This window comes from Methyloceanibacter sp., assembly GCF_050999895.1.
GTDB lineage: Bacteria > Pseudomonadota > Alphaproteobacteria > Rhizobiales > Methyloligellaceae > Methyloceanibacter.
On sequence record NZ_JBPCOU010000059.1, the window covers coordinates 45,959 to 58,341 of the forward strand.

Here is a 12,383-nt window from a genome sequence, read left to right on the forward strand (position 1 = left end):
CAGCAGGGCAGTCCTTGAGACTGCCCTTTTTGCCGTGCCGACTCGGCCTTTATAAAAGCGATCTCAGATGCAAGACCGATTGCCGCGAACGAGCAGCGACGCGCTATTCGAAGCGCGGACGGGGCACCTTGCCGTGCTGCGCGAACTCGCGCCTTACGTTTGGCCGGCCGACCGCCCGGATCTGCGCTGGCGTGTGATCTTTGCGCTCCTCGCCCTCATCGTTGCCAAGGCCGTCACTCTCGCCGTCCCCATCGCCTACAAGATGGTCGTCGATCTTCTCACCGGCCAGGCCGACCCTGGGGAGATCGCGGGGATTTCGGCCCTTGGCCTTGCCGCAGTGCCGGCTTTTCTGATCATCGCCTACGGACTCGGCCGCGTGCTGATGGTGGTCTTCGCGCAATTTCGCGACATCCTCTTCACCGTCGTTGCGCAGAATGCGGTGCGGGCGCTCGCTAATCGCACCTTCCGCCACCTGCACGCGCTGTCGATGCGCTTCCATCTCGAGCGCCGGACCGGCGGCCTCAATAGGGTGATCGAGCGCGGCGTCACCGGCGTGGACACGATCATGCGCATGGCTGTTTTGAACTCGATCCCGACCGCGGTCGAGCTCCTGATGATCTGCGGCCTGGTGGCGTATTATTTCGGCTGGATCTATGTCGTCGCCGTCGCGGTCACGGTCGTGCTTTATGTCTGGTTCACGTTTTGGGCGAGCGAACGCCGCATCGCCATCCGCCGCATCATGAACGAATCCGACACCGAGGCGCACTCCAAGGCCGTCGACAGTCTCCTCAACTACGAGACGGTGAAATATTTTGGCAATGAGGGCCACGAGGCGCGCCGCTTCGATTCCTCCATGGCGCGCTACGAGCAAGCCGCGATCCGCACATATACCTCGCTCGGCCTCCTCAATAGCGGCCAAGCCATCGTCTTCACCGCCGGGCTCGTTGCCTGCATGCTGCTCGCCGCGCGCGACGTTAGCAATGGCGTGCTCACCATTGGCGACTTCGTCATGATAAACGCGATACTGATGCAGCTTTATCTGCCGCTCAATTTCATGGGCATGGTCTATCGCGAGATCAAGCAGGGGCTCATCGACATCGAGACAATGTTCGCGCTGTTGCATGAGCCGGCCGAGATCGTGGATCGCCCGGGCGCGAAGCCGCTCCGCGTCGACAAGGGAAAGATCGAATTCAAGAACGTCTCCTTCGCCTACGATCCCGAGCGGGTTGTCCTCAAGAATGTCAGCTTCGAGGTGCCCGCCGGTAAAATGGTCGCCATCGTTGGGGCTTCGGGCGCGGGCAAATCGACCATCTCTCGCATCCTTTTCCGCTTCTATGAGCTGACCGGCGGAAAAGTATTGATCGACGGGCAGGACATCAGAGACGTGACGCAAGACTCCTTGCGCGCGGCGATCGGGATGGTGCCGCAGGACACCGTGCTCTTCAACGATACGATCGAATACAACATCCGGTATGGGAAGCCCGATGCGAGCCAAGCCGCGGTCCGCGATGCGGCAAGGCTCGCGCAAATCCACGACTTCATCATGTCGACGCCGCAGGGCTATAAGGCCCTTGTCGGTGAGCGGGGACTGAAGCTGTCCGGCGGCGAGAAGCAGCGCGTCGCCATCGCGCGGACGATCCTCAAAGCGCCGCCCATCCTGATGCTGGACGAGGCGACCTCGGCGCTCGACAGCCACACCGAGAAGGACATCCAGGATGCGCTGGAGCGCGTCGCCCGCGACCGCACCACGCTCGTGATCGCGCATCGGCTCTCCACGGTGGTTCATGCCGACAATATTCTCGTTCTTGACCAGGGCGAGATCGTCGAGCAGGGAACGCATGTCGAGCTTTTAGCGCGCGGCGGCCTCTATTCCAGCCTTTGGGCCCGGCAGCGTGAGGCTGAAGAGGCGCGGGAGCGTTTGGTGCAAAGCTCCGACGATACGCTGGAGTCGCGCGCTGCCGAGCGTCTCGAAGACGAAGCCCTTGCCTCGAATTGATCCTAAGTTGACATGACCGACCGCCACGGCCTGCTCGACACGATTGCCAATGCCTTCGTCCCGATCCACCGGGACGGGCATAAATTCGTCTTTGGCTTCGCCGCCGCGACGCTCGTGCTGTTTCTGATCGCAAGTCCGCTCGGTTGGCTCGGCGTGATCGCGACCGCCTATTGCGCCTATTTCTTTCGCGATCCTGATCGCGTGACACCTTCGCGTGACGGTCTCGTGGTCAGCGCCGCGGACGGCAGAATTGCCGCAATCGAGGACGTGTTGGCGCCGAAGGAGCTGGATCTCGGCACGGCCCTGCTCACTCGCGTTTCAGTCTTTCTCTCGGTATTCGATGTGCATATTGTCCGCGCTGCCGTGGGCGGCCGCATCGTCAGAAGCCATTATGTGCCCGGCGCCTTTCTCAATGCCGAGCTCGACAAGGCAAGCGAGGAAAACGAGCGGCGCGCGCTCGTCGTCGAAACGCCAAAAGGCGACAGAATCGGCATCGTGCTGATTGCGGGTTTTGTTGCCCGGCGCATCGTGACTTTCGTCGGCGAGGGCGATAGCTTGGTTCCTGGCGAGCGCCTCGGTTTGATCCGCTTCGGCAGCCGCGTGGATGTCTATTTGCCTCTCGATGCGCGAATCTTGGTCTCCGTGGGCCAATTGGCGATAGGCGGCGAGACGGTGTTCGCCGAGCTTGGTGGCCGGAATGATCCCGCCATGGCGCAGGTAGGGTAGGCGTAGGTCAGCATGTTCCCGCCTTTCGATCCTGAACGTGACGACCGCAAGCGGCGGCAACTCGTCTTCTCCCGCGGCCAGGTGCCGACCCGCGTCCTCATTCCCAATATCTTTACGCTGCTTGGCCTATGCGCTGGTCTGACCGCGATCCGCATGGGCATCGAGCATCGCTGGGATCTCGCGGTTGCGGCGCTCGTCTTCGCGGCCTTTCTCGATGGCATCGACGGCCGCATCGCGCGGCTCTTGAAAGCCTCGACGCGTTTCGGCGCCGAGCTCGACAGCCTCGCCGACTTCGTCAATTTCGGCGTCGCGCCGGCCATCATCATGTTCAGCTGGGCGCTGGAGGATCTGCGCAGCATGGGCTGGATCGCGGTGCTCGTTTTCGCGGTCTGCTCGGCGCTCCGCCTCGCGCGCTTCAATGCCGCCCTCGATGCCGAGCTACCGGCGTGGAAGAACAACTACTTCGTGGGGGTGCCGGCTCCAGCCGGCGCCATCATATTGCTGCTGCCAATTTATGTGCAGGACCTTGGCCTTCACCTGCCGAGCCTGACCCCGCTCGTCCTCCTCTATACGATCGCCATCGCCCTCTTGATGGTGAGCAATGTGCCGACCTTCTCGATCAAGCTCGTCGGACAGAGAATCGCGCGGGAATATGTGCCGCCGGTCTTCGTTCTCGCGGCTTTATTCATCGCCGTGCTTCTGAGCTTCCCCTCGCTGACGCTCGCGGTGGGATCGCTCGTCTACATCGCCCTGATCCCTGTGAGCGCCTACCGCTATATGCAGGAAAAGCGTAAGGCCGATCTGGCCGCCAAGGCGCAGAACGGGAAGGGCGCGAAGCCGGAAAATCCTATAGAAGGGCCGGCTTAAGGGCCCTCTGTTCATGCTTCGAGTGCACCCATGAAAAAGACCGTGTCGACCTATCTGCGCCAGCTCGAAGCCGAGAGCATTTACATCATGCGCGAGGTTGCCGCGTCGTTCCGCAATCCGGTGATGCTGTATTCCATCGGAAAGGACTCCTCCGTGATGTTGCATCTGGCGCGCAAAGCCTTTTTTCCCGCCAAGCCGCCTTTCCCGCTGCTGCATGTCGACACGACCTGGAAGTTTCGCGAGATGATCGCCTTCCGCGATGCGGAGATGCGGCGTCTGGGGCTCGATCTCATGGTGCATACCAACGCACAAGGCGTGCATGACGGCATCTCGCCCATCAATCACGGCAGCGCGCTCTATACCGACATCATGAAGACGCAGGCGTTGAAGCAGGCGCTGGAGGCGCATGGCTTCGATGCGGCGTTCGGCGGCGCGCGCCGCGACGAGGAGAAGTCGCGGGCGAAGGAGCGCATCTTCTCGTTCCGCAATGCCGCGCATAATTGGGACCCGAAGCGGCAGCGGCCGGAGCTCTGGCACCTCGCCAATACCGAGATCAAGCCCGGCGAGAGCATGCGCGTGTTTCCGCTTTCGAATTGGACCGAGCTCGATGTCTGGACCTATGTCCATCTCGAGGACATTCCGGTCGTTCCCCTCTATTTCGCCGCGGAGCGGCCGGTCGTGGAGCGAAGCGGCACCCTGATCATGGTCGACGACGATCGCCTGCCGCTCGATCCTGGCGAAAAGCCGGAAATGGCCCCGGTGCGCTTCCGCACCCTGGGGTGCTATCCTCTCACCGGCGCCATCCGGTCCGACGCCACGACGGTGCCGGAGATCATCGAAGAGCTAATCGCAACACGGTGGTCTGAGCGTCAAGGCCGCGTCATTGATCACGACCAGGCGGGCTCCATGGAGAAGAAAAAGCAAGAGGGCTATTTCTAATGGCGCGCTTGACGGTTGTCGGCAAGGAGCCCGCGGGCGCGAGCGAGCGTCTCGCCGTCCGCATCGCCGAGGAAGAGGACAGAACGCTTCTGCGTTTTCTCACCTGCGGCAGCGTGGACGACGGGAAGAGCACGCTGATCGGCCGTCTGCTCTACGATTCGGCGCTGGTCTATGAGGACCAGCTCAAAAGCGCGGAGACGGACTCGCGCCGCCCAGGCAAGCCGCGCGAGGCCACGCTCGACCTTTCTCTGCTAGTCGATGGCCTTCAGGCGGAGCGTGAGCAGAAAATCACCATCGACGTCGCCTATCGCTATTTCTCCACGCCGCGGCGCAAATTCATCGTGGCAGACACCCCGGGGCATGTGCAGTACACGCGCAACATGGCGACCGGCGCTTCCAATTGCGATTTCGCCGTCCTGCTCGTCGATGCGCGAAACGGCGTGATTACGCAGACGCGCAGGCATGCCTGCATCGTCTCGCTGCTCGGCATTCGCAAGATCGCGGTCGCCATCAACAAGATGGACTTGGTCGATTTCGACGAGGCCCGCTTCGAGGCGATCGCCGAGGACTTTGCCAATTTCGCCGCGCCGCTCGGTTTCGAGTCGATCACGCCGATCCCGGTGTCGGCGCTCAAAGGCGACAACGTGATTCACCCGAGCACGCATATGCACTGGTATCACGGGCCGACCTTGCTCGGGCATTTGGAGACCGTCGAGGTCATCAGCGACGCGCTCCAGCAGCCATTCCGTCTGCCTATCCAATATGTGAATCGGCCGGATGCGGATTTCCGCGGCTATGCAGGCACGGTCGCCAGCGGTTCGGTGCGGCCGGGCGACACGGTTGTGATTCAGCCGATCGGCAAGCTTGCCGAGATCGGCCGCATCGTTACGGCCGACGGAGACCTTGAGGTCGCCCACTCAGGCGATGCCGTGACGGTAACATTCACCGAGGAAGTGGACGCGAGCCGCGGCAACATCCTCGCCATGGCCGATGCCGCGCCCGCGGTCGCCGACCAGATCGCGGCACGGGTCATTTGGTTCGATGAGGAGCCGATGCTGCCGGGGCGGACCTATGGCATCAAATGCGGCGGGCAGATCACGACCGCGACCGTCACCACGCTGAAATACAAACTCAATGTCGACAATCTCGACCACGTGGCCGGAAAGACGCTCGAACTGAACGAAGTGGGCTCGTGCAATCTCAGCACGGCGAAGGCACTCGTGTTCGATCCTTACGCGGAGAATATCGAGACCGGCAGCTTCATCCTGATCGATCGCTTCACGAACACGACCGTCGCCGCCGGCATGATCGAGTTCGGCTTGAGGCGCGCGACCAACATTCAGTGGCAGGCGCTGACCATCGATAAGGACGCGCGTGCCGGACTCAAGGCGCAGAAGCCCTGCGTGCTGTGGTTCACCGGCCTGTCAGGGGCGGGCAAGTCGACCATCGCCAATTTGGTGGAGAAGCGTCTCGCCGCCATTGGTCGCCATACATATCTTCTCGATGGCGACAATGTGCGTCACGGGCTCAACAAGGATCTCGGCTTCAACGACGCGGACCGGGTGGAGAATATCCGCCGGGTGGCGGAGACCGCGCGCTTGTTCGTGGATGCCGGTCTCATCGTCATGGTGTCGTTCATCTCGCCGTTCCGGTCGGAGCGGCGCATGGCGCGCGAGTTGCTCGCCGATGGCGAGTTCATCGAGATCTTCGTCGATACCCCGCTCTCCGTCTGCGAGGAACGCGATCCCAAAGGGCTCTATCGCAAGGCCCGCGCGGGCCTGATCAGCAATTTCACCGGCATCGATTCAGACTACGAAAAGCCGGAGAACCCCGAGCTTGCGCTGCAAACCCGCCATGTCAGCCCCGATGACCTCGCCGACAGCGTTGTCGCTGAGCTGCGGCGGCGCCACTTTATTTAGGTGGCCGCAGCCGCCGATCCCCCCGATTGGTTTCCCTCGGAAATGGCGGCTGCGGCCTCCTCGCGCTAATCCCCCGGACGTGGGTCCGATAGGCTGGCGAGGATATTCAAACGTTCGTTGGCTTTTGCGTTGCCGATGCGCGAGGCGCGTTGATACCAGCCGACGGCGTTCTTGCGATCGCCTTCGATGCCTCGGACGCCGAGCTCCTCCAGTACGGCCGGATCGAAGGTCCGCGCCAGCTCGTATGCCGCGTCCGCCTCGCCGTTCTCGGCCAGGTGATGCAGGATGAGGCGGGCGCCGGCGATGTCGCCCTCGGTGAGAAGGCGTCCCGCGCGCGCGAACAGCGGCGAAAGCCCGTCATGGACGCTGTGACCCTCGGCAGCGAGAGTCATCATCGCCATGTCAAGAAGGACCGCGGGCCAACTAATGTTGAGGCCCGCGGCCGCAGACGCACCGGAGGGAGACCCTACGCGTAACAGGAAGATCTGCCTCCCCTGGGGTGCGTTGCCCGAATTCAAACTGTAAATCTCGATCGGATAATCGCCGGCTGCGGCCGTTTGTACCGAGAGCGAGAGGTCGGCGAGATCTCGCGTCTTCACGACCCACGCGCCGCTATTGTTGCGGGTTCCTGAAGAAAGCTCCGCCTCGGCGGGGAGGCCACGCAGCATAAGATAGCGTGCCTGCCGCTGCGACAGGAGCGGCGCAAGCGCGAGAGGCCTGTCGGCGCTCGCGAAGATCACTGCTGTCGGGGGCGTCTCGCGCGGCGCGCGCCATGCGGCTTGCTGGAGCAGGCCGCCGCCGACAACGTCCATTTTCGCCTTGGCTTGGATAAGAAGCGGGCCGGTCTTGCGCGCGCGATTTGCGGTCTCGGGATTGCGCGGCGCGGGAAGGGCGCTGTCCACGCCGGGCGCCTGCCACGCAATCGATGTCGCGGGCGCGGGCGCGGGCGTTGAGGCGGGGGTTTCGCGCGGCGCCGGAGTCACCAGGCTCGCGAGGATAGCGATGCCGCCAACGGTCAGCAGGCAGGCGGTGCCGAGGCATCCGGCCACGAGGAAACTCGCTTGGCGCTGCCGGCGGTGGAAATCGCGGACCAGCGCCTGGACCACTGCTTGCGGGGCGATGTCGTCGCGCTCATGCTCGCGAGATGCCCTAAGGGGAAGAGTTTGAGCCACCAGGATATCGGCGCCCTGGCGGCCGGCGATGATCCTGCTCGCCTGCCTGTTCGTCTGCTCCGTGCTGAAATCATTGAGGACGCCGGCTGCTTCATGACGACGGTCGCGGATGCGATCGTCGCGGTCGCCCTCGGCGAGAGCCACGAGGCGTGCCGCCAAGGAGCCGGGATAGGTGATCTTGAGGGGCGGCGCCGGCACAAGCCGGGGCGGTGGAAGACTCTCAATCGTTGGCGCTGCCGGCAAGGGAACGGCGCTGCCATGCGGTTGCCAGTCGCGGCGCTCGGCGAGAGGCAGGGGGCAAACGATCATGGTGTCGCTCCATCATGGTGTGACGCCGCGAGGGTTCTCACCCCGCGCGTCCGTGCGCCCCCCATTCCCCAGTCCAAAAAACCGCGCTAGTGTTGCCTTGCGCGCCGCCACTCGATGAATTCTTGAAACAACGCCTTCTTCTGGTCCTCGCTCATGGAAACGGAGGCCGGCAGAGCCGGCGCCGTTGTGGCGAGGTTTGCGTCAGGGCCTTTTTCGGCCGCGTCTTGCAATGCGACCGGTTCCTTGTGCAGCCACGCGTCCGCCGGCTCCGCACGCGCAAAGCCCGGATAGGCGGCGGCGAGATTGACCTCGCGCCATTTCGGATGCCGGTCGCGTTTCTCAAGCGTCCCGAAGCCGGAGAAGAAGCTCTCGATGAAGAACTGGAGCCATGCGCCATAGGCGGGGCCGTCCCTGTCGCGCGAGGCGAGCAGCAGGAGACCGGTGGCGATGGTCGGCACCTCGACCTCGCTCTCGACGAGACCGGGATAGTCGCTATGCTCGAAGCGGGCGGGGAGATAGCTATTCTGAAGGGCGGGACTGAAAGGGATCGCAAGGAGATGAAGGTCGGCAGCATCGGCTTGGAGCGCGGCCATGAACGACAGCGGTTTCCCGCCGACGCTTACCAAGGCGGCGATTTCGCCGCGCTTCAGCATGGCCATCGCGCGCTCGGTGTCGAGGGCGACCGGATCGACCGCGATGTTAAGCGCGGCGAACACGGATGCTGCGGTGACGGCGGAGCTTGAGCCCGACGGCCCGACGCCGACTTTCTGCCCGGCGAGATCGCCGAGCCTCGCGATGTTTCGGCGCGCTACCACATGCACCTCTTGCGGCGCGAGCCGAGCGACAAGGGCAAGCCGCTCCTGAAGATTGCCGCCGAGATTGGCATCCTTGGCATAAGCCAGCGCATCGGTGGAGACGAATGCAGCGCCGGTCTTAGGATCCGACAGCAACTGAATGATATTGTTGAATCCAGCATCGCCCCGCGCGACGCTGACGCGGTTTCTTGCCTCGTTTGGGAGGAGGCTAACCATCTCTGCGGCTAAGGCGGTCTCGGCGTCTGCCGGGCCGGCCGCGATCAGCGTGAAGGATTTCGGTTCGGGATGTTTGTCCTCTGCCTGTGCTGCGAGGCTCGCAAGCAGCGTGAGGCTGAGACAGAGTAAAAGGTGTGGCCCAATACGCATGACGCAGAACCCCATGACACCCCTCCCGTGATCGCTCGGGAGTTACAGCTCGCTGAGAGGCGTCACAAGGCTGGATTTTTGCCATAGCCGACAGGCAAGACACAGACAGTTCCCCCTCTAGGACCGGCGGCCGCAATTCCAGCTACCAGTCCCAAATGCGCGAGTTCGCTTAAGAAGCAACGCTTTCTTGTTCTTGGCGACGAGCCTACGCGCCGAGTGGGGCGCGATCTCGACCTGATTGCGGCGAATGCTTGTCTTAGCGATTCCCGCCGAGGGCGGGCATCAGCAGCGGCGCAAATTCGCGGGCGAGCCGTTGCATCATCGCTCGGTAGATGCGATGCGCGAGTGTCGGCAGTCCGAGCCGCGCGGCGACGGCGGCGGGCAAAATATACAGGAGGTAGACCGCGCCGAGCCGCGCATGCCGGGTCGCAGAAGGCATGGCGCGTAAAATTTCCGGCGCGATCCGGTAATAGAGCGCGATGTCGGCGGCGCCTCCCGGCGTGCTCGCAAGCACCTGATCGCGATAGGCGCGCAAGCTGCGCAGTTCGAAACAATCGTCGCTGAGGCCCAGCACCTCGCAGCAGGCCGAGGTAATGAAGCAGTCGTCGAGCGCGGCGCATTTGTCGTTATCCCGATCCTTGGCAAGCTCGGTCCGCTTCTCCTCGGCCCACGACAAAGCCTTATGCAAGGGATCGGTATCGACCTTGAAGCTGCATTGCTCATCGCCGAGCTTGATCGTAAATTCCGCCGACTTCCCGTCGCGAAGGAGCGGAGCGGTAGCGAGTGGCAGCACGATGCTGACATTGCCTTCATAGATGTCGGTGCAGTTGCCGCAGAGCGCCACGTCGACGACGATTTTGCCGTCGTCGCTGGCCACGAGGAGACGGTGCTCCGGCTTGATCAAAAATTCCTTCGGCAGCGGGTTGGTCTCGGGATCGCCGTAGATCGTGAGCCTGGCGTCGTATTTCCCGGAGACTTCGAGATCCGCGCTCAGCGAGCAGGCGTTGGTGCTCGAGAACGCGACCTCGCTGAAGCGGGCACCCGTTTCTTTGTTCGTGGCCTGCGCCTTCCATTTGCCGAAGGCTTGCGAGGCGAAGCAGTCCGGCTTTTCCGGCTGTTCCGGGTCCGGCTGCTCTTCGGCGGCGAAGGCGCTGGGAAGGGCGGGAAGGCGTGCTCCTGCCCCCGCGGCAAGGAGGAGGGCAAGCACCCGGCGGCGAGAGTTCAGGATCATCGCTTTGGGCAGGCGCTTGTCAGGCGCATCAAAAGGGTTGGCTGGGGGACTAGGATTCGAACCTAGACTGACGGAGTCAGAGTCCGCTGTCCTACCGTTAGACGATCCCCCAACAAGGACAAAATTGGGACGCGGACAGGCACTTTGCAAGCGCAAGCCTCGCGGCTCCGACACTTCTAGACGCAGGCAATAAGGCTTGGCAAGGCCGCTTCGCGTAAAAAGGCCGTCAACTATTTTTAACTAAGGTGTGACGGTCATGGAGATGCAGCCGACCTATATCATTCGTCTCGCCGCCGCCTTTAAAGCGGTGCGGCTGATCTATTCCGACCGCACGCCTTCCAGCCAGGGCGACACAATCGGCGCGAAATATCTGGCGATTGTGATCGGCCAACTCGAGGAAGACGGGTTGTCCGAGGCCGATCTGAAGCCTCTGAAGGATCGCGAGACGAGCCTCCGCAAGCCTGGGGAGATGTCGGAAACCGAAGTGCGCGCCGATCGCCGTTCGAGCGAGCGCCGCGACGGGGGTGCGCCCAGCCCGACGCTGCTTGCCCCGGCTCACGGCCGTCATCGATCTGCTGGTCAAGGGCGGCTACGACGAGAGCGATGCGGCGCAGACCTAATGCGCAGGCTGCTTGTTGCAGGGGTTCAGCCTCCCTTGCAGGGCGGGGATGCAAGGGGTTGGAAACGCATGCTTTTTTGGCGGGCCGATTTCCCACGGGCTCCCGACGCCGGAAGCGAAGGCCGAATATCGCGACTTCGACGCATATTTGGAGCCGATTCCGGCGCAGGACCGCATCCAGCGCGTGTTGGATGAGCATCTGTGGGACCGCAGGCGAAATCCAAGATGAGGAAATACCGGGGTAAATGCGGGCCGAACGGCCTTGAGTCTTTTGCGAGAGTCTGGAACACTCGGCATCGGGTCGACGGCACGCTCGCGGGGAACTCCTCCGATCGCAGAACGCAGGTGCCACCTTGCGCCTTGCCGTCTCGGCGGGGCTGGGAGCGGGGAGACCTAAAAGAGGCCGGTAGATTTTGAGTTCGCGGCAGCTTGCGACCGTATTTCGCTTGCTTCCGCTGAAGGGGTGTGCCGAGCCGTGCAAGACAGCGTGCTTAAAAATGACGCTGAAGAACGGGGATCGGCCCCTGGTAGCGGCCTCCAGGAAACCTTATTTTCGGATCAGGTTCAGGCTGGTTCGGAGCAGGGCACCATGAGAGAACCCGCGGTAAAGACCGAAACGGAACACGTCAGCCCGGCCGAGCTCGGCTGGCGCTTCGGCATTGGCACAGCCCTGATCGCCGGGGGCTATATCGCCTGGACGTTGATCCCCGTCGTGATCGCAACCGACCTCGAGCCCGCGCTTAAGGCCGCGCTCACGGGACTCTTCGGCGCAACGCCGTTTCTCACCAAGCTCCTCGCCGTGGTCATCATGGGACGGCCGGCGTACACTTTCCTGAAAAAGAACGTTCACAATTTCATTCGCCGCCGTACGGGCCGCTCCGACGCCTCCGACCAGGCCTAGTCGCCGCCTCCGGCGGCGGTTTAGCGTGTGTGCTCGGTAGCAAGTTGTGGATCGCGCTGCGTTGCGCGCCGCCAGCCGACGCTCGGCCTCCGGGAGACCGATGTGGGGGAACCGCGTAACGGCCGGCGGGGACCGTCGTTTCACGTTGCTCGCCGGACTGGGTGAAGGAGGGAACCCCTGCGCATCGCCTGCTGTTGTTGTAGCAGTAGAACTCTTTCCCTGATGAGGCGACGATGCGGTTCTCTCCAAAGCTGGCTGGGCTTCTCGTTGCGGGCGCAGCGCTATTGCCCGTCGGCTTGGCAGCCGATCCCTCGCAATGGGCGTCGGGGCGGGATGCCGGCTTCGGTTTCCGCTACGCCTATCCGCAGGCGACCTTCACCCCCATCGAAGGCGATTCCAAACCGTCGTTTCACTATTTCGTCTCACCGGACTCCGACGCCAAGCTCCTGTTCGGGGCGTGGAGCAACAAGGAGGGACGCACGCCGGAAGCCTTCAAGCAATGGCTTATCGCCAACACGGAAGG

The 12,383-nt window shown here is 63.0% G+C and carries 10 protein-coding genes and 1 tRNA gene; 7 read left to right on the forward strand and 4 right to left on the reverse strand.

The annotated features are described in order from the left end of the window. Nucleotides 1-67 precede the first annotated feature (67 nt). Genes ACR2J1_RS06545 through cysN form a run of 5 tightly spaced genes read left to right on the forward strand, consistent with a single transcriptional unit; the run spans nt 68 to nt 6,447 of the window. Nucleotides 68-1,996 (forward strand): ABCB family ABC transporter ATP-binding protein/permease, encoded by a 1,929-nt coding sequence (locus tag ACR2J1_RS06545; RefSeq protein WP_434018532.1) that lies wholly within the window; start codon nt 68-70, stop codon nt 1,994-1,996. Nucleotides 1,997-2,008: 12 nt separating this feature from the next. Beyond that, nucleotides 2,009-2,722: a phosphatidylserine decarboxylase gene (locus tag ACR2J1_RS06550; protein ID WP_434018533.1), complete on the forward strand. Its 714-nt coding sequence runs from the start codon at nt 2,009-2,011 to the stop codon at nt 2,720-2,722. A 12-nt stretch (nt 2,723-2,734) separates the two neighbouring features. Continuing rightward, a complete protein-coding gene (gene pssA / locus ACR2J1_RS06555) occupies nt 2,735-3,589 on the forward strand; it encodes a CDP-diacylglycerol--serine O-phosphatidyltransferase (protein ID WP_434018534.1) in 855 nt (284 codons plus the stop codon). A gap of 30 nt (nt 3,590-3,619) precedes the next feature. Next, nucleotides 3,620-4,528: a sulfate adenylyltransferase subunit CysD gene (cysD, locus tag ACR2J1_RS06560; RefSeq protein ID WP_434018535.1), complete on the forward strand. Its 909-nt coding sequence runs from the start codon at nt 3,620-3,622 to the stop codon at nt 4,526-4,528. Next, a complete protein-coding gene (cysN, locus tag ACR2J1_RS06565; RefSeq protein WP_434018536.1) occupies nt 4,528-6,447 on the forward strand; it encodes a sulfate adenylyltransferase subunit CysN in 1,920 nt (639 codons plus the stop codon). Before cysD ends, cysN begins: the two co-directional genes overlap by 1 nt. A 65-nt stretch (nt 6,448-6,512) precedes the next feature. Here cysN and ACR2J1_RS06570 read toward each other — a convergent pair whose 3' ends face one another. The 4 genes from ACR2J1_RS06570 to ACR2J1_RS06585 form a co-directional block, all read right to left on the reverse strand. Further along, nucleotides 6,513-7,928, reverse strand: coding sequence for a hypothetical protein (locus ACR2J1_RS06570; protein WP_434018537.1), 1,416 nt, complete (start codon nt 7,926-7,928; stop codon nt 6,513-6,515). Between the two features lie 86 nt (nt 7,929-8,014). Then, complete coding sequence (locus tag ACR2J1_RS06575; protein WP_434018538.1) at nt 8,015-9,124, reverse strand: TAXI family TRAP transporter solute-binding subunit; 1,110 nt, start codon at nt 9,122-9,124, stop codon at nt 8,015-8,017. Between the two features lie 241 nt (nt 9,125-9,365). Beyond that, nucleotides 9,366-10,340 (reverse strand): CFI-box-CTERM domain-containing protein, encoded by a 975-nt coding sequence (locus ACR2J1_RS06580; protein ID WP_434018539.1) that lies wholly within the window; start codon nt 10,338-10,340, stop codon nt 9,366-9,368. A gap of 38 nt (nt 10,341-10,378) precedes the next feature. Next, a tRNA-Gln gene (locus ACR2J1_RS06585) sits at nt 10,379-10,452 on the reverse strand. 1,096 nt (nt 10,453-11,548) lie between these two features. On the opposite strand from ACR2J1_RS06585, the gene ACR2J1_RS06590 reads away from it, so the two are divergent. Next, on the forward strand, nt 11,549-11,860 hold the full coding sequence (locus tag ACR2J1_RS06590) for a hypothetical protein (RefSeq protein ID WP_434018540.1): 312 nt from the start codon (nt 11,549-11,551) through the stop codon (nt 11,858-11,860). 233 nt (nt 11,861-12,093) lie between these two features. Then, the coding region (locus ACR2J1_RS06595) for a hypothetical protein (protein WP_434018541.1) at nt 12,094-12,383 on the forward strand (290 nt) is incomplete at its 3' end.